A 22,298-nucleotide genomic window follows, 5' to 3' on the forward strand; every position below is an offset into this window, starting at 1 on the left:
CGGGACCCGTGCACGGGCTTGCCCGGTCCGTCCCTCCTTCCGCCATGCCGCGCTCTGCTCCTTCCGGCTTGTCCATTCCTGCAGCGCCCGATGCGCCCGCCGCGCGGCGGGCGCCTGGCCTGCGCACGCTGCTCACGCTGCTGACCTTCGTGTTGAGCGCGCTGGGAGCGGGCGGGCTTGTGGCGCTGCGCTCGGAGCAGATCGACCGCGAGGCGCGCGCCGCAGCCGGCGAGCTCAACCTGCAGCAGGCCGTGGGCGTGGCGGCCGCCATCGACACGGACCTGGGGCGCTTCGGCAGCGAGCTGCTGGCGCAGGCGCAACTGGTCGAGGAAAGCGGCGCCTTGCGCCAGCCCGTGCTGCTGCAGGCGCTCATGAACGGCCTGCAGGCCCAGCCCAGCCATGCCTGGGCCGGCGTCACGGACGCGCATGGCAAGGTGCTCGCCGCCTCGGCGGGCCGGCTGGTGGGCATGAACGTGGCGGGACGCGAGTGGTGGGGCGCGGCCCAGGACCGGCTGCACTACGGCGACGTGCACGAGGCGGAGCTGCTGCAGCGGCTGCTGCCGGCGCTGCAGGCCGGCGAGCCCTGGCGTTTCATCGACCTGTCCGCCCCGTTGCGCGAGGACGGCCAGCTGGCCGGCGTCGTGGCGGTGCACCTGTCCTGGCCCTGGCTGCGCGAGCGCATCGAGCTGTTCGCCCGGGCCATTCCCACGCGCGATGCGCAGCTCTTCATCACCGGCAGCGACGGGCGCCAGCGCCTGGGCCCGGTCGGCGCGCTGGGCGACGCGCTGCCGCTGCACGTGCTGGCCGAGGAGGTGCCGCGCGGCTGGCGCGTGCAGCGCTGGCCCGACGGGCGCGACTACGTCACGGCCTGGGCCACCAGTCCCGGCAGCACGCCCTTCGCGGGCTTCGGCTGGGTGACGCTGGTGCGCACGCCGCTGCAGGCGCTGGAGCTCGCCCATGCCGGGCTGCACCACGGCGTCTGGACGGCGGCGGTGCTGACGGTGCTGCTGGCCACGGCGCTGGCCTGGACCCTGTCCACCTACTTCCTGCGGCTGCTGGCCCGCTTCGTGGAGCGCGTGCATCGCATCGCCGAAGGCGCCGAGGTGCCGCCGCCGTCGCGGCGGCTGCCGGCCGAGCTGGCCCGCATCGACGAGGTGCTGCAGGCGCTGATGGGGCGGCTGCATGGGCAGGCCTTGCGCGCCGGCGAGGCCCGGGACGTGTTCCTGGCCCAGATGAACCACGAGGTCCGCACGCCGCTGAACGCCGTCATCGGACTGAGCCGGCTGCTGGGGCAAATGGAGCTGCCGGACAAGGCGCTGCGCTACGTGCGCGAGATCGAGCAGGCCGGGCAGCGGCTGCTGGCGCTGGCCACCGGCGCGCTGGAGCGCTCGCACCGTACCGATGGCGGCGCCCGGCTGCGCCACGAGGTGTTCGAGCTGCCGGCCCTGCTGGACGCCGCGCGCGAGGCCGTGGAGCCGGAAGCCCGCCGCAAGCGCCTGGGCCTGAAGCTGGACCTCGCGCCGGAGCTGCCGCCGCGGCTGCGCGGCGACGCGTTCCAGCTCCGGCGCCTGCTGCTGGGCCTGCTGGCCCATGCCGTGCGGGTCACCGACCACGGCGACGTGAGCCTGCGCGTGCGTCACGTCCCGCTCGCGGCCGGGCAACAGCAGCTGCTGCTGCAGCTCGAAGTACCCGCGGCCGGCGGCCTGGCTGCCGACAACCCCGCCGCGCAGGCCGATGGCCCGGTCCCGCGGGCGCACGGCGCCTTCGAGCAGGGGCTGGCGCGCGTACGGCGGCTTGCGCGGCTGCTGGGCGGCACGCTGGCCGTGGAGGACGAGCCCGGCCGCGGTGCCGTGCTCCAGGTCAGCCTGCCCTTCGACGCAGCGGCCTGAGCATGCCGGGCAACCTGACCCCTCCCGCCGTCGACGATGCCGTGGTCCTGGAGCAGCCGCCCGGCGCGCCCGCGCCGGTGCGGCGTCTGCGCTGGAAGCCGTATGCGCTGTTCCTGGCGACCATCACGCTGCTGGTGGCCACGCTGCTGGCCTACGCGCTGGGCTACGAGCGGCAGCAGGTGCGCGAGCGTGCCGTGCTGGCCACGCAGAACTTCGCCACGCTGCTGGACCGCCAGCTCAGCGCCGTGTTCGACAAGACCGACGTCGTGCTGCGCACCGCGGTCTGGGAGTACGAGAGCCGGGTGAGGGACGGCAGCTTGCGGGGCGAGGACTTCAACCGCTTCCTGGCGCACCAGCAGTCGCTGCTGCCGGAAGCGCTCGCCCTGCGCGTGGCCGGGCCCGACGGCGTCGTGCGCTACGGCGGCGTGGGCGAGGGGCCGCTGGTCAGCCAGGCGGACCGGGACTTCTTCATCCGTGCCCGCGATAGCGCGGCCCCGGTGCTGATCGTGTCCGGGCCGCTGGTGGCACGCATTGCCCAGCAGTGGGTCATCGTGCTGGCCCGCCGGCTCAACGCACCGGACGGCGCCTTCGCCGGCGTGCTGTACGCCAGCCTGGCGACGGCGGAGCTGGGCCGAAACTTGTCCGGCCTCGCGCTGGGGCCGAACGGCGCGGCCACCATCCGCACCGCGGACCTGGCACTGGTGCACCGCCATCCCGAAGCCCGCGATGCCCTGGGCAGCCGCAACGTCTCGGCGCAGCTGCAGCAGGTGCTGCGCTCGGCGCCCGAAGGCGGCTCCTACGTCGCCACCACGCCGCTGGACGGCATCGAGCGCAGCAATGCCTACCGCCGGCTGCGGGACTACCCCTTCTACATCCTGGTCGGCGTGGCCACGCAGGACTACCTGGGCGAGTGGCAGGACAACGCCGTGATCCTGTGCACCCTGGGCGGCGTGCTGGTGCTGCTCACCGGCATCGCCGCCGTGCTGATCCACCGCGCCGCCGAGCGCCAGCACGCCGCGCTGGACGAGCGCACCCGCGCCCATGCCGCGATCCAGCGGCTGCTGGCCGAGCGGACGCAGCTGGGCGAGGCGCTGGCCCGGCGCGCGGACGAGGCGCTGGCCGCCAGCCGGGCCAAGAGCGACTTCCTGGCCAACATGAGCCACGAGATCCGCACGCCCATGAACGCCGTGCTGGGACTGGTCTACCTGCTGGAGCGCGAGGAGCTGAGCGCCGCCGCGCGGACGCTGGTGCGCAAGGTGCACAACGCCGGGCGCATGCTGCTGGGCATCATCAACGACGTCCTGGACTACTCGAAGATCGAGGCCGGCCGCCTGGAGCTGGAAGACGCGCCCTTCGAGCTGGCCGACGTGCTGGACAACCTCTCCACCGTCATGGCGGCCACGGCCGGGGCCAAGAACCTGGAGCTGGTGATCCACCCGCCCCCGCGCGGCGTGGACCACCTGCGCGGCGACGCGCTGCGCCTGGAGCAGGTGCTCGTCAACCTGACCGGCAACGCGATCAAGTTCACCGATCGCGGGCACGTGGACGTGGACATCCGCGTCGATGCGCAGGACACGCAGGCGGTCACGCTGCGCTTCCTCGTGTGCGACACCGGCATCGGCATCACGCCGCAGAAGCAGCGGGAGATCTTCGCGCCCTTCTCGCAGGCCGATGCCTCCACCACGCGCCGCTTCGGCGGCACGGGTTTGGGCCTGACCATCTGCCGGCGGCTGGTGGAGATGATGGGCGGCGAGATCGGCCTGCTCAGCATCCCGGGCAGCGGCAGCGAGTTCTGGTTCACGGTGCAGCTGCGGCGCGAGGCCGTCGTCCCGGCCGAGGCCCTGCCCGGCGCCGCGATGGCCGGCCTGGAAGTGCTGATCGCCGACGACAGCGCCGTGGCGCGCGAGGCCCTGCACAAGACGGCCGAGCACCTGGGCTGGAAGGCCGACATGGTGGCGTCCGGCTCGGCCGCCGTCGACGCGGTGCTCGCGCGGCGGGCGCGCCGGGCGATGGCGGACGTGGTGCTGCTGGACTGGCAGATGCCGGACATGGACGGCCTGGCGGTGGCGCGTGCCATCCGCCAGGCCGGCAACGGGGTGCGCGAGCCGATCGTGGTGATGGTCACGGCGTTCTCGCGCGAGGAGCTCCAGGCGCATCCGGACAGCCGCCTGGTCGACGCGGTACTGCCCAAGCCCGTGACCACGTCCTCGCTCTTCAACGCCGTCCAGCAGGTCCTGCACGGGCGCGGCGAGCTGGCGGCGCAGGCCCCGGCCGGCGGCCGGCAGGGCCGGCTGCAGGGGCTGCACCTGCTGGTGGTGGACGACAGCGAGATCAACCGCGAGGTGGCGCAGGGCATCTTCGGCAGCGAAGGGGCGCAGGTGTCGCTGGCGGAGGACGGGCAGCAGGCGCTGGAGTGGCTGCACGCACGCCAGGGGGCGGTGGACATCGTGCTGATGGACGTGCAGATGCCGGTCATGGACGGCCACGAGGCCACGCGCGCCATCCGCCGCACGCCGGCCCTGGCCCGGCTGCCGGTGGTGGCGCTGACCGCGGGGGCTTTCCAGTCCGAGCAGGAAACGGCGCGGGCCACCGGCATGGACGACTTCATCGCCAAGCCCATCAATGTCGCCGCGGCCGTGGACGTCATCCTGCGGCTCACCGGACGCCGCGACGGGCCCCGCCCGGCCGCGGCGCCGCCGCCGGCTGCCGACGGCCGGGCCGGCGATGCCGGTGCCGACTTCCCGGGCCTGGACCCGGCGCGCGGCCTGCAGTATTGGAGGGACCCGGCGCTCTACGTCCGCTGCCTGCGCCTGTTCGAACAGGAGTACGCGGACTGCGTCCACACCCTCGGCACCGCCGAGGCCGGCGTGGTCGCAGCGCTGGCGCACAAGCTCAAGGGCGCGGCGGCCAGCCTGGCGCTGGACGGCGTGGCCTCGGCGGCCGAAGCCCTGGAGCGGGACGCGCGCGGCGGCGCGCTGCTGCCGCAGGCCCTGGCACGCCTGGACTCGGCGCTGGCGCTGGCGCTGGATTCGATACGGCGCTATGCGGGGCAGGCACCGGGCGACTGAGCGCGCCCGGCGGCCGGGGACTCAACCGACGCGAAAGGGCAGCTCCACGCTGAAGACGCTGCCCTGCCCGGGCTGGCTTTGCAGCTGCAAAGTGCCGCCCATCAGGTCCACCAGCCGGCGCACGATCGACAGGCCCAGGCCCGTGCCGCCGAAGCGCCGCGTCGTGGAGCTGTCGCCCTGGACGAAGGGCTCGAAGATGCGCTGCTGCTGCTCGGCCGCGATGCCGATCCCCGTGTCGGCGACCTCGAAGCGCAGCCGTATCCACCCGGCCTCGCGGGCCACCACTTCCAGGCGCAGCGTCACCTGGCCGGCCGCCGTGAACTTCACCGCGTTGCCCAGCAGGTTGAGCAGCACCTGGCGCAGCCGCAGCGGATCGCCGACCAGCCGCGGCGGCACGCCGGCCGCAACATCCAGCCACAGAGGCAGGCTCTTGGCATCCGCCTGCGTCCGGACCATCGCCTGCACGGCATCGAGCAGCGGCATCAGCGCGAACGGCACGTCCTCCAGACGCAATTCGCCGGCCTCGATGCGAGAGAGGTCGAGGACGTCGTTGGTCAGCGCCAGCAGCTGCTCGCCGGCGTGCTGGATGTGGGTGACGAAGCGCGCCATGTCGGCAGGCATGGCACGCTGGTGCAGCAGGTGGCTCAGGCCGATGACGGCGTTGAGCGGGGTGCGGAACTCGTGGCTCATGTTGGCCAGGAACTGCGACTTCACCCGGCTGGCTTCCTCCGCGGAAGCCCTGGCCCTCTCGGCCGACGCCAGGGCCGCCTCCGCCGCGTTGCGCGCCGCCTGCAGCTCCAGGATCGACTTGCGGCGCTGGCAGGCCTGGCCGGCCAGCACCAGCCCGGTCAGCGCCGCAGCCATGATGAAGGACTGCGTCAGGAGCTGGCGGGTTTCCAGCGACGGGTCGCTGGCGAAGGAGCCATATCCATGCTGGGTGTAAAGCACGGCCTGGAGGGTCACCAGGAAATTCGCGAAAACGATGGTCAGGAATTCACCGCGCAGCGCGATCCAGATCAGTACGGGTAATAAGAAGAATTCGTTGGGATAAGGCGGTAGCCACACAACGTGTCCACCCAGCAGCAGCACGCACAGCATGAGAATGATTTCCGCCAGGCCCGCGGGGGGATCGTCCTGCACAGCGGCGCGCTGTTTCCTGAAAAGGAACAGCACCAAGGGTGTGAAAATCAGCACGCCGACCGCATCGCCCGTCCACCAGAGTTTCCAGGCGCTCAGCAGCGGTTGCCCGGTGTGGAAACTCATGGCCGTGCCGCCCACGGCGGTACTCAGCAGCGGGCTTGCCAAGGCCGCCAGCAGCGTGAAGGCGAACACCGAGGCCGTGCCCTCCAGCCTGAAATCGCTCCCGGTCCATCGCCGCAGGAGGTACGCGCCCGCGGCCGCCTCCAGCGTGTTTCCCACCGCGATGGCGACGCTCAGCCCAGCCGGAAAGCCGAAGATCAGGAAGCTGGCAACGAAGTCGGTAACCGCGCCGACCACGATGAACCAGGGCCGCCGCGAATTGGCGCACAGCAGCAGTGCTGCCAGGAACAGCCCGCTTGGCGGCCACAGCGCGGCTCCCAGGTCCGGCGCGATGAAGAGCGCCTGCCCTCCCCAGGCGCCCAGCAGGTAAGTCGCGACGAAAACAGACAACCAAACCAAACTCCTGGCTACCCTCATATTCATGATGCTCGTCTACTGGAAATACTGAGCATGCGATTCCTTTGTCATGCCTCGGCAGAAATACGGTGAGGTCTAGACTGTTTTCAGGACTGGATCCTTGGCAACCTGACTTGCCGGGGGGTCCATGTGCCTGTAGATGGCCGCGACCTTCCCGATTCGATGGCTTCGGAATCGGTAGTCAATGGCGGTTGAATTTCCTCCCGCTGACTCCAGGCACGCGTCGGCGGGCAGGCGCGCGCTGCGCGGCACTGTACAGGTCGGCCATCGGGAGGCGTTGTCGTGGCCAGCCGAAAACTTGCTGCTGGTGCAGATGTTTGTCTGCGGCCGAGGCGCCGGCGCACGGTTCTGTGTCCGGAATGTGAAGTCTCGCGTCGACAACCCTTGCGCGGGGTCAATGTCTGGCGCCGTTGGCCGATGCAGGCGTTCGCGGGCGCCTCTCGCCGGACGCTGCCTGCAAACATCAACAACAACGGAGCAAGGCCTCATCAATCATGGAATCACTCAATCGCTGGCGTATCGGACCCCGTCTTGGAACCGGTTTCGGCCTGGTCCTGGCCTTGTTTTGCGCCATGGCTGCGGTGGCCCTGGTGGAGATATCCACGCTGGCCGGCATCTCCGGCTACTACGCAGAGAACCTGGTGCCCTCGTTCGAGACCGAGCACCAGATCGCCATGGCGCTGAGCGCCATGCGCCGTTTCGAGTCGCAGCACATCATGGTCAACACCCCGGCGGAGATGGACGACATGGAGCAGCGCGTCGGCGAGCAGCAGAAGGTTGCGGCACAGGCGCTGGAGCACTACGAGAAGGCGCTGCTGTCCGACGATGAGGACCGGCGCCTGCTGGGCGCAGTGCGCGCCGCAGTCGCGGCGTACTACACCCAGTGGGAGCAGATACGCAGCGTGTCGCGCAGTACGGTCGAGAACCCGGCGGCGCTGGAGAAGGCCCAGAAGATGCTTTTCGGCCCTTCGCGCGAGGCCTACCACAACCTCGACGTGGCGCTGCAGCAATGGTGGGCGCACAACACCCAGCTGGCGGTTCAGCAGAAGGACATGGCGGCTGCCACCGAGCGGCAGGGACGCGCAGTGCTGCTCGGCTGCGCCGTGCTGGCGTTGGCGCTGGGCAGCGCGGCGGCGCTGCTGATCACGCGCTCCATCACCAAGCCCCTGACGCGTGCGGTGGAAACCGCCGAAGCCGTGGCCGACGGCGATCTCTCCACGCGCGTGGAGGTGCAGGGCAACGACGAGGCCGCGCGGCTGCTGCAGGCGCTGGCACGCATGAACCAGCGCCTGTCGGAGCTGGTGCGCCAGGTGCGCAGCGGCTCGGACTCCATCGCCACCGGCAGCCGCGAGGTGGCCGCGGGCAGCACCGACCTGTCGCAGCGCACCGAGAAGCAGGCCGCCAGCCTGGAAGAGACGGCGGCGTCCATGGAGCAGCTCAACGTCACCGTCAAGCACAACGCCGATACGGCGCAGCAGGCCTCGCAGATGGCCTCGGCGGCCAGCGAGGCCGCGCGCAAGGGCGGCGGGGTGGTCTCGCAGGTGGTTTCCACGATGGAGGAGATCAGTGCCAGCTCCCGCAAGATCGAGGACATCATCGGCGTGATCGACGGCATCGCGTTCCAGACCAACATCCTGGCGCTCAACGCCGCGGTCGAAGCCGCGCGTGCGGGCGAGCAGGGCCGCGGCTTCGCGGTGGTGGCCGGCGAGGTGCGCAACCTGGCGCAGCGCAGCGCCGGGGCGGCCCGGGAGATCAAGACGCTCATCGCCGACAGCGTGAGCAAGGTCCAGACGGGCTCCGAACTCGTGGGCGATGCCGGCGCGACGATGCAGGACCTGGTGCGCCAGGTCCAGCGCGTGTCGGACCTGCTGGGCGAGATCAGCTCCGCTTCCGTTGAACAGACCAGCGGCATCACGCAGGTCAGCCAGGCGGTGTCGCAACTCGATGAGGTGACGCAGCAGAACGCCGCGCTGGTGGAGCAGAGCACGGCCGCGGCCGGCAGCCTGAACCAGCAGGCGCAGCGCCTGGCGGAGCTGGTGCGCACCTTCAGGCTCGATCACGAGGCGGCGCCGCCGCGGGCGCCCGCATTCGCGCCCGCGCCCGCCGCTGCGGTGCTGGCGCAGCGCACCCTCACGCAGGCCCGCGCCGGCAGCCGCGCCGTCCCGGCGCAGCGCGTCCCGGCAGCGCCGCCCGCGCCTGCGGCCGTGGCTGCGAACAATCAGGACGAGTGGACTTCGTTCTGAGCCCGCCGCCGCGCCTCAGAGGTAGCTCTCCTGCTCCTTCCGCGGCGCGCGCCACTGCCGCGTCAGCGCGTCCTTGAGCGCCAGCCGCATCGGCGAGTAGCGGCGGTTGACGTGGTGGGAGCGGTCCGCGCCCAGGCCGGGGATCGCCGCCGCCTCAGCACGCGAAGCGCCACCCCGGCGGCGCCGTGGGCATCGCCCCGCGTGCCTGCCGCGCCAGGCGCTGCTCCATGCCCGTGACCCAGCGCTGCGCCAGCGGCCAGGGTCCGAAGCCCGATTCGGCGTTGACGTGTCCGGCGTCGCCCAGGTTGAGCGTGCGCAGGCCCCAGCGCTCGGCCCAGGCCAGGGCACTGGCGGCCTGCATCCACGGGTCGGTGTCGCTGGCCACCAGCAGCCCCGGCCGGCCCAGCGGCCCACGCGGCAGGAGCGGCGTGACGCCGAACTTCTGCGGCTCGGCCGGCGCCACCAGCAGCATCGCGGCGATGGGCGAGTCCGGCCGCAGCGCCAGGTGACGCGCCAGCGTGAGGCAGCCGAAGCTGTGCGCCACGGCGATCCAGCGCGCCGGCGCGGCCTGCCGCAGCGTGGATTCCAGCGTGGCGGCCCAGCGCTCCAGCGCCGGGCGCTCCCAGTCGGACTGCACCACGCGCAGCGCGCCGCGATGGCGCGACTGCAGCCAGGTCTGCCAGTGCGCCGGGCCGCTGTCGTGCAGGCCCGGGATGATCAGCAGGCGCGTCGGCAGGCTCATAGCGTGGCGATCGACACCTCGGTCGATTTCACGAGCGCGATGACCTCCTTGCCCGGCTGCAGCCCCAGCTCCTTGACGGAGCGGCTGGTGATGACGGAGGTGACGATCAGCCCGCCGGGGGTCTCGATGTCCACCTCGGACACCACGGGCCCGTGGATGATCTCGATCACCTTGCCGCGGAACTGGTTGCGGACGTTGATGGCGGTGATGGGCATGTGCTGTGGCTCCTGCGTTTCGTTGCGGCGCGGGCTCAGACGGCCCAGCGCAGCCGGCCGGTGTCGGGCGAGGCCACGTCCTCGGCCTCGGCCTCCGGCGGGGTGGACGGTTTGAGCAGCCGCTCCAGCACCCGCGCCTCGAAGGCGGCGAAGGCCGGGTCGGCGTGCGGACGCGGGCGCGGCAGCGGCACCCGCTCGTCGAAGGCGATGCGCTGGTCCTCGATCAACACCACGCGGTCGGCCAGCGCCACGGCTTCCGACACGTCGTGCGTCACCAGCAGCGCGGTGAAGCCGTGCTCGCGCCACAGCGTCTCGATGAGCCGCTGCATCTCGATGCGCGTGAGCGCGTCCAGCGCGCCCAGCGGCTCGTCCAGCAGCAGCAGCCGCGGCTCGTGCACCAGCGCGCGCGCCAGGGCCACGCGCTGGCGCTGCCCGCCCGAGAGCACCGCCGGCCACTCCAGCGCACGCTTGAGCAGCCCCACCTGGGCCAGCGCGCGGCGCGCCTGCTGGCGGCCCTGCGGCTGCGGCAGGCCCAACGCGACGTTGTCCAGCACGCTCTTCCAAGGCAGCAGCCGTGCGTCCTGGAACATGATGCGCGTGCCCGCGCCACCGACGCCGCCGCCTACGTGCAGCAGGCCCGCATCGGCCTGCTCCAGCCCGGCGACGTGGCGCAGCAGCGTGCTCTTGCCGCAGCCGCTGCGCCCGACGATGGCGACGAACTCGCCCGGCGCCAAGCGCAGCGAGACGTCCTGCAGCACCGGCCGCCCGCCGTAGCGCTTGCTCAGCCGCTCCACCACCACTTCCGCGCCGCGCGCATTCGCGGCGGCTTGCGCGAATCCGGCGTCGGCCGGTTGGGTGGGCGCGAAGCCAGCGTGCGCCGCCGAGCCGAGGCGAATGCCTGGGAATTTCATGCCTTGTTCTCCCTCTGAATTGGTCAATGCTGGTGGGCCGGATGCCAGCGCAACCACCAGCGCTCCAGGCCGCGGGCGGCCAGGTCGGCGGCCTTGCCCAGCAGCGCGTAGAGGACGACGCCCACCAGCACCACGTCGGTCTGCAGGAACTCGCGCGCGTTCATGGTCATGTAGCCGATGCCCGACTGCGCCGACAGCGTCTCGGCCACGATCAGCAGCACCCACATCAGTCCCAGCGAGAAGCGCAGGCCCACGAGGATGGAAGGCAGCGCGCCGGGCAGGATGACGTGGCGGTACAGCGGCCAGCCGTTGAGCCCGTAGCTGCGCGCCATCTCGATGAGCCCGCGGTCCACGGCGCGGATGCCGTGGAAGGTGTTGAGGTAGATCGGGAAGAACACCGCCACCGCCACCAGGAACAGCTTGGCGCCTTCGCCGATGCCAAACCACAGGATCACCAGCGGAATCAGCGCCAGCGGCGGGATGTTGCGCAGCATCTGGAAGGTGGTGTCCAGCAGCGTCTCGGCGCGCCTGAAGCTGCCGGTGAGCAGTCCGAACAGCAACCCCAGGCTGCCGCCGATGGCCAGCCCCGCGAAGGCGCGGCCGGTGCTCACCGCCACGTGCTCGCCGAGCTCGCCCGAGGCCAGCAGCGTCCAGAACGCCGTGAGCACCGCCCAGGGCTCGGGCAGCACCCGGGTCGAGAGCCAGCCCATGCGCGAGGCCACTTCCCAGGCCACGACGATCAGCACCGGCAGCAGCCAGGGCAGCGCGTGGCGCGCGCCCTTAGACGGAAATGCGAAGCTGCGTGACATGATGGTCCTTGCGGTAGAGCGCCGGCTCGGCCGGCGGGCTGATGAGCTCCAGCCGGTTGCCGAAGGGGTCCTCGGTGACGGCGCGGCCGGTCTCGTCCAGCGTCCACGCGTCCACCGGCCGGCCGGCGGCGCGCAGGCGCTCCACGACGGCGGGCACGTCGCGCAGCTGCAGCGCCAGGTGCGCTTGCGGCGCGACGCCGGTGTAGGGCCCCTCGCTGAGGTCGAGCGTGGTGCCTTCGAGCACGAAGCGCAGCACGCGCGGGCCATCGGCAGGAAACGGGCTGTCCAGCTCGCGAAGCCCCAGTACGCGGGCATAGAAAGACCGTGCCCGCTCGGCGCCGCCGGGCGGCATCGGCAGTTGAACGTGGTCCAGATGCGCTTCTTGGAACATGGTGCGGCTCACTCGGTTGGGCTCTGGCGTGCCGCCTCAGGGCGCTGCGCGCGTCGGCAGCGCGTCGGCGATGCGGATGGGCTTCGGGATCAGCTTCAGCCCGTGGAAGGCGTCGGCGATGAGCTGCTGGCGCGCGGCGACGGCGGGCGTCAGCGGCGTCACGTTGAACTCGTAGCGCTGGATGCTGCGCTTGACCACTTCCGCATCCAGCCCCTGCAGCGGCGCGATCACCGCGGCGGCCTCGTCCACGTGGCTCTTGAGCCAGCGCCCGCGCTCCGTGAGGTCGTCGAACAGCGCCTGGATCACCTTGGGGTGGCGGTCCACGAAGCCGCGCTCGGCCAGGTAGTAGTTGAAGTTGTCCACCACGCCGCGGCCGTCGGCCAGCACGCGCGCTCCCAGCTGCTTCTCTACGGCGGCCAGGAACGGGTCCCAGATCGCCCAGGCGTCCACCGCACCGCGCTCGAAGGCCGCGCGCGCGTCCGCCGGCGCCAGGAACACGGGCTGGATGTCCGCGTACTTCAGGCCGTGCTTCTCCAGCAGCTTCACCAGCAGGTAGTGCACGTTGGAGCCCTTGTTGAGCGCGACCTTGCGCCCCTTGAGCTCGGCCATGGACTTCAGCGCCGAATCCTTGGGCACCACGATCGCCTCGGCCGTGGGCGAGGCCGGGTCGTGGCCGATGTAGACGAAGTTGGCGCCCGCGGCCTGGGCGAAGATGGGTGGCGCCTCGCCGACGTAGCCCACGTCCACCGAGCCGACGTTGAGGCCTTCGAGCAGCTGCGGCCCGGCCGGGAACTCCACCCACTGCACGCCGGCGCCCAGCGCGGCCAGGCGCTTCTCCAGCGTGCCCTGGGCCTTCTGCAGCACGAACAGGCTGGCGGACTTCTGGTAGCCCACGCGCAGCGTGACGGCGGGTTGCGCACGCAGCCACTTGGGGTTGGCGGCCAGGACGGCGGCGGCCACGGCGGCGCGCAGCAGGATGCGGCGGCGGTGCGGACGGTTGAGGTTGGGCAGCATGGTGTTCTTTCCTTGAATCGGTAGGGCGCTGGCACCGCGGCCGGGTGCCGCGGGGCGCGAATCAGCGGGGAGGGGCGTGGAGCGTTGCGGAAGCGGCGCGGGCTTCAACAGGTGCCGGCCATGGCAACCTGGGCAGCAGGGCGCGGCGGCGCCTGCAGCAGCGGCTGGAGCGAGCGCTGCATTCGCGCGATCGTTTCCGCATCGGGCACGTAACCCAGCGTCGGGTGCTTCTGGAACTGGCCGTCGGTGGCGAACACCGCGTCGAGCAACTGGCGCGCACCCAGGGCATGCAGCACGGGGCGCAGCCCGTAGTCCAGCGCCAGCAGGTGCGCGAGGCTGCCGCCGGTGGCCAGCGGCAGCACCTGTTTGCCGGCCAGGCCGTCCTGCGGCAGCAGGTCCAGGAACACCTTGAGCAGGCCGCTGTAGGCGGCCTTGTAGATGGGCGTGGCCAGCAGCACCACGTCGGCCTCGGCCACCTGGCGCAGCGACGCCTGCAGCTCGGCGTCCTCGAACCGTGCCTGCAGCAGCGACGTGGCGGGCAGCTCGCGCAGCGCGATGGCATGCAGGGACGACGCGCCGGGCGCCAGCTGGGCTTCGCACCAGCGCAGCAGCGCGGCGGAGCGGGAGATGGCGGAGGGGCTTCCGGAAAGGCTGACGATCTTCATGGGCTGCACGATAGGCAGCGCCCGGCGGCCGGAGAACGAATGTGTGCGGCTATGTTTATCCGGCGCGCTCATATGACGGCGACGAGCTGCCGCGGGCACCGGCTGCGGTGGAGAAGGTTGCGGACTCAATCGTTTGAAGACCCACGCTCGGCCCCGCGCTTTTCCTGCTTGCATATGCGCATTCATGCTTTGCGCGAAGCGACTGAGGGTTTTTAGGATGGCCGCTCCCGCGGGCCGGCGCGCTGGGCTGCCGTCCCGCCGGGATCCCTGCAAGGAGCACCGGTTGACCGACCCCGCCTGTAGCACCCCGCCGAGCGCAAGCGACGCATCCGTCGCACCCACCGAGATCCGCACCACCACCTGCTGCATGTGCGCCTGCCGCTGCGGCATCCGCGTGCACCTGCGCGACGGGCAGCCGGCCTACATCGACGGCAATCGGCGCCATCCCCTGAACCAGGGCGTCATCTGCGCCAAGGGCAGCGCGGGGTTGATGAAGCAGTTTTCGCCGGCGCGGCTGACACAGCCGCTGCTGCGCCGTCCCGGCACCGAGCGCGGCGACGGCATCTTCGACCCGATCCCTTGGGAACAGGCGCTGGCGCTGCTCGCCGAGCGGCTGCGGCGCATCCGCGGCAGCGACCCGAAGCAGTTCGCCTTCTTCACCGGGCGCGACCAGATGCAGGCGCTCACCGGGCTGTTCGCGCGCCAGTTCGGCACGCCCAACTACGCCGCGCACGGCGGGCTGTGCTCGGTGAACATGGCCGCCGGAATGATCTACAGCATCGGCGGCAGCTTCTGGGAGTTCGGCGGCCCGGACCTGGAACGCGCCAAGCTGTTCCTGATGATCGGCACCGCCGAGGACCACCACAGCAACCCGATGAAGATCGCGCTGGGGCGCTTCAAGCAGCGCGGCGGACGCTTCATCGCCATCAACCCCGTGCGCAGCGGCTATGCCGCCATCGCCGACGAGTGGATCCCGATCCGCCCCGGCACCGACGGCGCGCTGTTCATGGCGCTGCTGCACGAGCTGCTGCGCGAGGAGCTGATCGACCGGCCCTTCCTGCAGCGCTGCACCAACGCGCCGCAGCTGGTGGCGCTGGAGGAGGGCGAGCGCGAGGGCCTGTTCGCCTTCGACCCCGCCGCCGGCCCACCGCCCGACGGGCGCAACCCGCACAACAAGCTGGCCTGGGACCTGGCCTCGGGTGCTGCGGTGGCCGCCTACCCGCAAGGCCTGGAGCCGGGGCGCGAGCTGGCGCTGGAAGGCCATTTCACGCTGCCCGACGGCACGCGCGTGGCGCCCTCGTTCCAGCTGCTGCGCGAGCGCGTGGCGGCGTGCACGCCGCAGTGGGCCGAGGGCATCACGGGCATCCCGGCCGCGCGCATCCGGCGCCTGGCGCGCGAGCTGGGCGAAACCGCGCTGCGGCACGACGACGCGCTGGACATCCCCTGGACCGACGCCTGGGGCACCGAGCACGCCCGCGTGCCGCTGCGGCCCGTGGCCTTCCACGCCATGCGCGGGCTGGCGGCGCATTCCAACGGCTTCCAGACCGTGCGCGCGCTCACGCTGCTCATGAGCGTGCTGGGCACCATCGACGCGCCCGGCGGCTTCAGGCACAAGGCGCCGTACCCGCGCCACATCGTTCCCAACTACCGGGCCTTCAACGACCCGGACAAGCTGAAGCCTGACACGCCGCTGGACGCGCCGCCGCTGGGCTTTCCAGCCAGCCCCGAGGAGCTGGCGGTGCATGCCGACGGCACGCCGCTGCGCATCGACCATGCCTTCTCCTGGGCCTACCCGCTGGCGGTGCACGGGCTGATGCAGAACGTCATCGCCAACGCCGCGCGCGGCGACCCCTACCGCATCGACACGCTGCTGATCTACATGGCCAACATGGCCTGGAACTCCAGCATGGAGCCGCTGGAGGTGCGCAAGGCGCTCAACGCCCGGGACGAGAACGGCGAGCACATGATTCCCTTCGTGGTGGTGTGCGACGCCTTCCAGAGCGAGACCGTGGCCTACGCCGACCTGGTGCTGCCCGACACCACGTACCTGGAGCGCCACGACGCGCTGAGCCTGCTGGATAGGCCCATCTCCGAGTTCGAGGGGCCGATGGACGCGGTGCGCGTACCGGTGCTGCCGCCGCTGGGCGAGTGCCGCCCGTTCCAGGACGTGCTGGTGGAGCTGGCCGCGCGGCTGAAGCTGCCGGCCTTCACGCAGGCCGACGGCACGCGCAAGTACGCCGGCTACGCCGACTTTGTCCAGCGCTACGAGCACCAGCCGGGCATCGGCTTCCTCATGGGCTGGCGCGGCGAACGCGGCGACGCGCTGCGCGGCGCACCCAACCTGAAGCAGTGGGAGGCCTATGCCAGCCACGACTGCGTGTTCCACCACCGCCTGCCGCAGGCGATGCAGTACCGGCGCAACTGGAACCGCGCGTACCTGGACTTCGCCCAGTCCATGGGCTGGCGCCAGCGCAACGACCCGATCCAGCTCGCCCTCTACGCCGACACGCTGCAGACCTTCAGGCTGGCGGCGCAGGGCAAGCGCCCGGGCCGGCAGCCGCCCGACGGGTTGCGCGCGCGGGTGGCGGCCTGGTTCGATCCGCTGCCCTTCTGGGCGCCGCCGCTGGAGCAACGCCTGGACGACGCGCACGAGTACCCGCTGCACGCCATCACGCAGCGGCCGATGGCGATGTACCACTCCTGGGACTCGCAGAACGCCTGGCTGCGCCAGCTCCACAGCCACAACGCGCTGCACGTGCATCCCGCCACGGCGCGCGCCGCGGGCGTGGAGGACGGCGCCGTGTGCTGGGTGGAGAGCCGCTGGGGCCGGGTGCGGTGCCGCATCCGCTGCAGCGAGGCGGTGGAGCCGGGCACGGTCTGGACCTGGAACGCCATCGGCAAGGCGCCCGGCGCGTGGCAGCTGCCGGCCGAGGCCGACGAAAGCCGAAAGGGTTTCATCATCAACCACCTGCTGAGCGCGACCTTGCCTTTCGGCGAGGGCCGCATCGCCAACGCCGATCCGATCACGGGCCAGGCCGGCTGGTACGACGTGCGGGTGCGGCTGCGCCCCTGCGCGCCGGATGAGGCCCAAAGGACCGCGCCGCAGGTGGAAAGCGTACCCACGCCGCCGGGCGTGCCCGGCGTGGCCGTGGTGCGCGCCGCGTGGCGCACCCTGACCGGCCGCATGTCCACCGGGAGGCGCGCATGAAGCTGGGACTGGCTCTGGACGGCTGGTGGTCGTGGCTGCGGCGCGAGGCCGAGGCGCCGCCGGCGCCACCGGCGACGGCCGCGCCGCGGCCGGCGGCTCGTTCCTCGGACGCCGTGCCCGCCGCGCGCAGCGAGACCCTGGCGCGGCAGCTGGCGCTGGTGATCGACCTGGACGTGTGCGTCGGCTGCCAGGCCTGCGTGGTCTCGTGCAAGCAGTGGAACAGCGCCGGCGCCGCCGGGCTGCCGCCCGATGCCGGCGCCTGGGAGCCCTCGCCGCGCGGCACCTTCTTCAACCGGGTGCAGACCTGGGAGTCCGGCACCTTCCCCGACACGCAGACGCTGCACCTGCCCAAGAGCTGCCTGCACTGCGAGGACCCGCCCTGCGTGCCGGTGTGCCCTACCGGCGCGAGCATCAAGCGCGCGGAGGACGGCATCGTGCTCGTGGACGCGGACAAGTGCATCGGCTGCAAGTACTGCAGCTGGGCCTGCCCCTATGGCGCGCGCGAGTACGACGAGGCGCGCGGCGTGATGACCAAGTGCACGCTGTGCGTGGACCGCATCCACGACCCGCTGCTGCCGGCCGAGGACCGCCAGCCCGCCTGCGTCAAGGCCTGTCCCACCGGCGCGCGGCTGTTCGGCGACGTGAAGGACCCGGAATCGGCCGTCTCGCGCGCCGTCGCCGAGCGCGGTGGCTACGCGCTCATGCCGGAGTGGGAGACGCGCCCGGCCAACCGCTACCTGCCGCGCCGCGGCGCCGGGGAGACGTCCACCGCGCCGGTGTCCACGCCGCCGCAAGGCACGTCCCGGAGGCCCGGATGAACCCCTCGCTGTCCATCGTCGTCTTCACCACCCTGGCCGGGAGCGCGCAGGGCCTGGTAGTGGCCCTGGCGCTGGCGGCACTGGCCGGCGCGGCGCCAGCGCCGGGTTTCTTGCAGGCGTCGCTGTTGCTGGCCGAGGCCCTGCTGGGCGTGGCGCTGGGCGCGGCCTTCGCGCACCTGGGCCGGCCGGCGCGCGCGTGGCGCGCCGTGGCGATGTGGCGCACTTCGTGGATGTCGCGCGAGGTCATCGTGCTGCCGGCCTTCATGGCCGCCACGGCGGCCTGGGCGCTGGCAGTGCGGCTGGAGCTGCCAGGCAGCGCCCAGGCGGCGCTGGCGCTGGCCGCCCTGGCGCTGTCGGCCTTGCTGTGGCTGTGCACGGGCATGGTCTACGCCTGCCTGCGCGTGGTGCGGGAGTGGGCGCACCCGCTGACGGTGCTGAACTACACCCTCATGGGCCAAGCCTCGGGCTGCGTGCTGGCCGGGGCGCTGGCAACCTCGGCAGGGGAGGACGCCCTGGCCGCCGCGCTGCTGCCCTGGGCGCTGGGGCTGACCGTGCTGGCCTGGGCCGGGCGCCTCGGGGCGCTGCGGCGCAACGACGCGCTGGTGCCGCGCTCCACGCCGCAGTCCGCCACGGGGCTGGGCGGGATGCGCGTGGTGCAGCTGTCCATGGGCTTCACGGGCGGCAGCCACAGCACGCAGGAGTTCTTCCATCGCGCACCGGGCGGCACCCTGCGCCTGGTGCGGCCCGCCTTCGTGCTGCTGGCCTTCAAGCTGCCCGTGCTGCTGCTGGCGCTGTGCTGGGCCGGCGTCTGGGACGGCCTGTTTCCATGGTGGCTGGCGGTGCTGCTGCAGAGCGCGGGCCTGCTGGCCGAGCGCTGGTTCTTCTTCGCGCAGGTGCGCCACCCGCAGAACCTGTACTACCAGGCCGTGGCCTGAAACCGGCCCGGCCCCGGCGTTTGCCGCGGCCGGGCATGCGCGCCGGCCGCGCCGGCGCCTCGGCTCAATGTTGGTGCTGCGTGTGCGCCGGCGCTTCCGGGGCCTTGGCCGGCACGGGCACCTGCAGCGCCAGCGAGCTTTCGCGCCCCTCGCCATCGACGAAGCGCAGCGTCAGCGGCAGCGTGCTGCCCGGCGCGATGGGCTGGCGCAGGCCGGTGACCATCAGGTGATAGCCGCTGCCCGGCGCCAGCTCCACGCCCTGGCCCGGTGGCAGTTCCAGCCCCCGCTCCAGCGTGCGCATGCGCATCACGTCGCCTTCCATGGCCATCTGGTGCACCTCGACGCTCTCGGCCAGCGGCGTGGAGCCGCCCACCAGCCGTGCGCCGGCGCCCGCGGTGAGGCGGCCGTACACGCCGGTGCTGCGCTGCCCGGGCACGGTGGGCCGCGCCCAGGCTTCGCGCACGTCCACCGGCGCCACGCCCGCGGGCAGCACGTCCAGCCGCGCGGCGGGGAAGGCCGGTGCCGCGGCACCGCCGCCGGCCGGAATCTCGGCCCAGTCGGCACTGCCCTGGTCGCAGCTCTGCAGCACCTTGAACCACAGCGTGCCGGGCTTGTCGGTCAGGCGCCCGCGCAGGTTGAAGGTGGTCTTGTCGTCCTTGGGCAGCGCGGCCTGGGCGCTGCCGGCCGTCCACGTGACCTCGCGCGCGCTGGTGCTCAGCGTCCAGCCGGGCCGCGGCTGCGCGTCGATGAGCGTGAAACCTTCGGGCAGCCGCACGCGGATGCCGGTGGTCGAGGCGGCGTCCTTGCAGGCATGGCCAACGCGGAACGCGGCCGGGTAGGTGCTGCCTGCGGTGGCGCCGCCCGGGGGCAGCGTGACGTGCGCGTGGGCCCCGATGGCCGGGAGCGAGGCCAGCGCGGAGATCAGGATGAGCTTGAGGTTGAAGCGGTGCATGGCGGTGTCCTTCACAGGTCGAACTTCAGCTCCAGCGAGTAGCTGCGCTGCGGGTACGGGTGGAAATTCCAGTACTGATAGTTGTTGAGGTTGTCGATGCCGAAGGCCGCGCTCCACTGCTTGTCGAAGCGGTAGAGCACGCGCAGGTCCGCCACGGCGAACTTGCTCACGCCCATGTAGGCGTACCCGTTGACGTCGGCGTTGTCGAGCGTGCGGTACTGGCGGCCGCTGTAGCGCGCGCCCAGCGTGGTGGTCCAGTGCTCGTCCCAGCGGTAGGAGGCCAGCAGCGTGGCGCGCCAGCGCGGGATGTTGGGCTGGCGTTTGCCGATCGTGTCGCCGGGGGCGTTCACGTAGCCGGCGTTCTCCTTGATCGTCGAGTCGGCATAGGTCAGGCTGGCCCACAGGTCCAGGCCCTTGAGCAGCCAGCCGTTGCTGTTGAACGCGGCTTCCAGGCCGGTGGTGGCGATGCGGCCGACGTTCTGGACCCGGCCGATCCGCTTGTTGGCCGCGGCGTCGAAGACGTTCTGCGTGTACAGCGCGTCGCGCGTGTCCTCGGCGAACAGGGTCAGCCGCGCCAGCGCCGCTCCCAGGTCCTGCTCGGCGCTGAGCTCGCCGGTCCAGGACTTCTCCGGACGCAGGCCGGGGTCGTTGATGAACTGCGAGTCCACGGTGGCGGTCGCGCCATAGAGCTCGTTGACCGTGGGATAGCGCACCGCGCGGCCCACGGAGGCCTTGAGCAGTGTCTGCGGCAGCCACTGCCAGGACAGCGCCGCCTTGGGCGAGAAGTCCGTTTCGTGGCGCGCCGGATGGGGCGGCAGCGGCGAGGGCAGCGCCGCGATGTCGGTGCGCCCGTTGTCGGCGTCCCAGCGCTCCATGCGCCCGCCCAGCACGGTCTTCCAGCGCTCGGAGAACTGCCAGGTGTCCTGGGCCCAGAGGCTGCGCAGCCGGGTGTCGCCCTGCACGTTGCTGGCTTGCACGCCGCGGTCGTCGCTGAGGTAGTCGGCGGCGACGCTGTTGGTCAGGTAGCGCAGCCGGTAGCTGTCCTGCTGCACGCCGAACTCCACGACGTGGCGTCCTTGCGCCTGCGGCGGGCGCCAGGTGCCCTTGAAGGCCAGTGTGTTCCAGCCCGTGCCGCTGCCATCGGCCAGCGTGCTGGGCGTGGGCAGCGGCGTGCTGAAGCCGCTCTGGCGCTTGTCGTCGCGGTGGTAGTCGTAGAGGCTGGCGGCGACTTCCCAGTCCCACTCGCCGCGCGTGCGGCTCTTGATGCTGAGCCCGTGCATGGTGTGCAGCAACCGCTCGCGCGACACGTTGAAGCCGCTGCCATAGACCGGGCTGCCGCCGGTGTCGCGCAGGTAGGACTCGACATGGCCGTCCGCGTCGTTGCGCCACAGGCCGAAGACGTAGCTCGCGCGCACCGTGGGGCTGAAGTCGTAGGCCAGCTTGAGCTTCAGGTGGTCCTGCACCGTGTGGTATTGCGTGCCGGCGCCCACGATGAGCCAGGGCTTGTTCGCGCTGTCGAGGCCCGGTATCGCGCCCGTGCCCAGCAGCGCGGTGCCCGCGGGGCGGGTGACGAAGGTCAGCGGCTGCCCCTCGCTGTCGGTGCGGTTGACGTTGAGCCACCAGGCCCAGTCGCCGGCGCGGTCGCCCAGGCCGAGGCTGGCCTGCTTGGCGTGGTAGGTGGCGTGGGTGCCGTAGAGGTCGAAGGGCTGCGCGACGTAGCCGACCTTGCCGTGGGCCTCGAACTTCGTGGGCAGGCGCGTGACGTAGTCCACCACCGCGCCCACCGAGTTGCCCGGGTAGGCGGCCGAGAAGGGGCCGTACATCACGTCCACGCGCTCGATCTCCTCGGGCGTGACCAGCCCCCAGCGCGGCGGGAAGGAGAGCCCGCCCACGCCGTTGCCCAGGAAGTTGGACAGCAGGATGCCGTCGGCATACACCGCCGAGCGCGCGCTGTTGCCCGTGCCCGAGGCGCGGCTGGAGAGGATGGCGTGGTTGTAGTCGCCGACGTAGCGCTTGCGCACGAGCAGGCTCGGGAAGTACTTGAGCGCGTCCTCGCTGTCGGTGGCGTTGACGCTGCGCTCGATGTCCTGGCGCGTCACGCCTTCCATGGTGGTGGGGATCTGCGTGGGCAGCGAGGTCGGGCGCGACCCGGTGACGGTGACCACGCCGAGCTGCCGGATGGGCGTGCCGTCGTCGTCGGTTTCGGCCGGTGCGGCGGCATCCACCGCCGGCGGGGAGGCGGCGGGTTCGACCTGCGCCCAGGCGGCGCAGGACAGGGCGGCGCTCAGCAGCGTGAGCGCGCACGGAGGTTTCAGAAGGGGCATGAGGTCTTCCTGCGGGGACATGCAAGCCGCCAGCGCGCGCGGTGCGCAGGCCGGACGGCCACGGCGGATGTCAGTGCAGGAAGGCGGGCGGGCCGCGCGACAGCGGCGCGTACCAGTCCAGCGAGGGCGCGGCGCCTTGCGGCGCGGCCTGAGGGGCCTGGCGGTGGGTGACGAGCGGCAGGGCCGCGACGTGGGGCGGCGGCGCCGCGGCCCAGGTGCCCGGGCAGCAGCATTCGAGGCCGTGACGGTGCGGGGGCTGCCCGTCCTCGGACGGCAGCGCGATGCGCCGGTGGCCCTGCGCCGAGCACACCTCCACGCCCGCGGCCTGCGCCACCGCCATGCGCGGCATCCACAAGGCCTGCACCAGCAGCGCCAGCACCAGCGCCAGCAGCGCGGCGAGGCGCTGGGGTGGGCGGAGGCGGGCGCAGGAGGTCACG

Annotated in this window: 17 protein-coding genes; 6 read left to right on the forward strand and 11 right to left on the reverse strand. The window is 72.1% G+C overall.

The window, feature by feature from the left end:
• The first annotated feature begins 68 nt into the window (after positions 1 to 68).
• The gene (locus H537_RS48830) at positions 69 to 1,889 is read left to right on the forward strand and encodes a sensor histidine kinase (RefSeq protein WP_028996750.1); all 1,821 of its coding nucleotides are present in this window, start codon (positions 69 to 71) and stop codon (positions 1,887 to 1,889) included.
• 2 nt (positions 1,890 to 1,891) lie between these two features.
• Entirely contained in the window at positions 1,892 to 4,957 is a 3,066-nt protein-coding gene (locus H537_RS48835) for a hybrid sensor histidine kinase/response regulator (RefSeq protein ID WP_051241688.1), read from the forward strand.
• 21 nt (positions 4,958 to 4,978) lie between these two features.
• Here the strand turns inward: H537_RS48835 and H537_RS48840 are convergent, their stop codons facing one another.
• Complete coding sequence (locus tag H537_RS48840) at positions 4,979 to 6,607, reverse strand: MASE1 domain-containing protein (protein ID WP_051241690.1); 1,629 nt, start codon at positions 6,605 to 6,607, stop codon at positions 4,979 to 4,981.
• Between the two features lie 521 nt (positions 6,608 to 7,128).
• Between H537_RS48840 and H537_RS56440 the strand changes: the two genes are divergently transcribed.
• Positions 7,129 to 8,877: a methyl-accepting chemotaxis protein gene (locus H537_RS56440; RefSeq protein WP_028996751.1), complete on the forward strand. Its 1,749-nt coding sequence runs from the start codon at positions 7,129 to 7,131 to the stop codon at positions 8,875 to 8,877.
• A 154-nt stretch (positions 8,878 to 9,031) separates the two neighbouring features.
• Here H537_RS56440 and H537_RS40935 read toward each other — a convergent pair whose 3' ends face one another.
• The 7 genes from H537_RS40935 to ssuE form a co-directional block, all read right to left on the reverse strand.
• Positions 9,032 to 9,619 carry an RBBP9/YdeN family alpha/beta hydrolase gene (locus tag H537_RS40935; RefSeq protein ID WP_051241692.1) on the reverse strand — a complete coding sequence of 196 codons (588 nt, stop codon included), beginning with the start codon at positions 9,617 to 9,619 and terminating at the stop codon, positions 9,032 to 9,034.
• Positions 9,616 to 9,834, reverse strand: coding sequence for a TOBE domain-containing protein (locus tag H537_RS0103315; RefSeq protein WP_028996752.1), 219 nt, complete (start codon positions 9,832 to 9,834; stop codon positions 9,616 to 9,618). The genes H537_RS40935 and H537_RS0103315 overlap by 4 nt, the downstream gene beginning before the upstream one ends.
• Before the next feature lie 35 nt (positions 9,835 to 9,869).
• A complete protein-coding gene (locus H537_RS40940; RefSeq protein WP_084150379.1) occupies positions 9,870 to 10,745 on the reverse strand; it encodes an ATP-binding cassette domain-containing protein in 876 nt (291 codons plus the stop codon).
• Between the two features lie 23 nt (positions 10,746 to 10,768).
• Positions 10,769 to 11,554, reverse strand: a complete 786-nt coding sequence (gene ssuC, locus H537_RS0103325; RefSeq protein WP_028996753.1) for an aliphatic sulfonate ABC transporter permease SsuC — start codon at positions 11,552 to 11,554, stop codon at positions 10,769 to 10,771.
• Positions 11,526 to 11,945 (reverse strand): VOC family protein, encoded by a 420-nt coding sequence (locus H537_RS40945; protein WP_156901365.1) that lies wholly within the window; start codon positions 11,943 to 11,945, stop codon positions 11,526 to 11,528. The genes ssuC and H537_RS40945 overlap by 29 nt, the downstream gene beginning before the upstream one ends.
• Before the next feature lie 36 nt (positions 11,946 to 11,981).
• A complete protein-coding gene (locus tag H537_RS40950; protein WP_043458119.1) occupies positions 11,982 to 12,959 on the reverse strand; it encodes a sulfonate ABC transporter substrate-binding protein in 978 nt (325 codons plus the stop codon).
• Between the two features lie 104 nt (positions 12,960 to 13,063).
• On the reverse strand, positions 13,064 to 13,624 hold the full coding sequence (gene ssuE / locus H537_RS40955) for an NADPH-dependent FMN reductase (protein ID WP_043458120.1): 561 nt from the start codon (positions 13,622 to 13,624) through the stop codon (positions 13,064 to 13,066).
• Positions 13,625 to 13,907: 283 nt separating this feature from the next.
• On the opposite strand from ssuE, the gene H537_RS0103345 reads away from it, so the two are divergent.
• From H537_RS0103345 to H537_RS0103355, 3 genes are read left to right on the forward strand one after another with little or no spacing between them, the layout of a single operon-like run.
• A complete protein-coding gene (locus H537_RS0103345) occupies positions 13,908 to 16,832 on the forward strand; it encodes a molybdopterin oxidoreductase family protein (protein WP_028996754.1) in 2,925 nt (974 codons plus the stop codon).
• Positions 16,829 to 17,650, forward strand: coding sequence for a 4Fe-4S dicluster domain-containing protein (locus H537_RS40960; RefSeq protein ID WP_051241696.1), 822 nt, complete (start codon positions 16,829 to 16,831; stop codon positions 17,648 to 17,650). Before H537_RS0103345 ends, H537_RS40960 begins: the two co-directional genes overlap by 4 nt.
• Positions 17,647 to 18,585 carry a dimethyl sulfoxide reductase anchor subunit family protein gene (locus H537_RS0103355; RefSeq protein ID WP_028996755.1) on the forward strand — a complete coding sequence of 313 codons (939 nt, stop codon included), beginning with the start codon at positions 17,647 to 17,649 and terminating at the stop codon, positions 18,583 to 18,585. Before H537_RS40960 ends, H537_RS0103355 begins: the two co-directional genes overlap by 4 nt.
• A gap of 64 nt (positions 18,586 to 18,649) precedes the next feature.
• Here the strand turns inward: H537_RS0103355 and H537_RS0103360 are convergent, their stop codons facing one another.
• From H537_RS0103360 to H537_RS0103370, 3 genes are all read right to left on the reverse strand, one after another.
• Positions 18,650 to 19,537: a copper chaperone PCu(A)C domain-containing protein gene (locus H537_RS0103360; protein WP_028996756.1), complete on the reverse strand. Its 888-nt coding sequence runs from the start codon at positions 19,535 to 19,537 to the stop codon at positions 18,650 to 18,652.
• An 11-nt stretch (positions 19,538 to 19,548) separates the two neighbouring features.
• Positions 19,549 to 21,861: a TonB-dependent receptor gene (locus tag H537_RS40965; protein ID WP_084150383.1), complete on the reverse strand. Its 2,313-nt coding sequence runs from the start codon at positions 21,859 to 21,861 to the stop codon at positions 19,549 to 19,551.
• A gap of 70 nt (positions 21,862 to 21,931) precedes the next feature.
• Positions 21,932 to 22,297 carry a DUF2946 family protein gene (locus tag H537_RS0103370; RefSeq protein WP_028996757.1) on the reverse strand — a complete coding sequence of 122 codons (366 nt, stop codon included), beginning with the start codon at positions 22,295 to 22,297 and terminating at the stop codon, positions 21,932 to 21,934.
• Between the last annotated feature and the right edge of the window lies 1 nt (position 22,298).

Origin of the sequence: Azohydromonas australica DSM 1124 (assembly GCF_000430725.1) — a bacterium.
Taxonomy (GTDB): domain Bacteria; phylum Pseudomonadota; class Gammaproteobacteria; order Burkholderiales; family Burkholderiaceae_C; genus Azohydromonas; species Azohydromonas australica.

Bases quoted from the DNA above. Each gene is read 5' to 3' on its own strand.
- H537_RS48835 (WP_051241688.1), top strand. From the start codon at position 1,892: ATGCCGGGCAACCTGACCCCTCCCGCCGTCGACGATGCCGTGGTCCTG.
- H537_RS56440 (WP_028996751.1), top strand. From the start codon at position 7,129: ATGGAATCACTCAATCGCTGGCGTATCGGACCCCGTCTTGGAACCGGT.
- H537_RS40935 (WP_051241692.1), bottom strand. From the start codon at position 9,619: ATGAGCCTGCCGACGCGCCTGCTGATCATCCCGGGCCTGCACGACAGC.
- H537_RS0103315 (WP_028996752.1), bottom strand. From the start codon at position 9,834: ATGCCCATCACCGCCATCAACGTCCGCAACCAGTTCCGCGGCAAGGTG.
- H537_RS40940 (WP_084150379.1), bottom strand. From the start codon at position 10,745: ATGAAATTCCCAGGCATTCGCCTCGGCTCGGCGGCGCACGCTGGCTTC.
- ssuC (WP_028996753.1), bottom strand. From the start codon at position 11,554: ATGTCACGCAGCTTCGCATTTCCGTCTAAGGGCGCGCGCCACGCGCTG.
- H537_RS40945 (WP_156901365.1), bottom strand. From the start codon at position 11,945: ATGTTCCAAGAAGCGCATCTGGACCACGTTCAACTGCCGATGCCGCCC.
- H537_RS40950 (WP_043458119.1), bottom strand. From the start codon at position 12,959: ATGCTGCCCAACCTCAACCGTCCGCACCGCCGCCGCATCCTGCTGCGC.
- ssuE (WP_043458120.1), bottom strand. From the start codon at position 13,624: ATGAAGATCGTCAGCCTTTCCGGAAGCCCCTCCGCCATCTCCCGCTCC.
- H537_RS40960 (WP_051241696.1), top strand. From the start codon at position 16,829: ATGAAGCTGGGACTGGCTCTGGACGGCTGGTGGTCGTGGCTGCGGCGC.
- H537_RS0103355 (WP_028996755.1), top strand. From the start codon at position 17,647: ATGAACCCCTCGCTGTCCATCGTCGTCTTCACCACCCTGGCCGGGAGC.
- H537_RS0103360 (WP_028996756.1), bottom strand. From the start codon at position 19,537: ATGCACCGCTTCAACCTCAAGCTCATCCTGATCTCCGCGCTGGCCTCG.
- H537_RS40965 (WP_084150383.1), bottom strand. From the start codon at position 21,861: ATGCCCCTTCTGAAACCTCCGTGCGCGCTCACGCTGCTGAGCGCCGCC.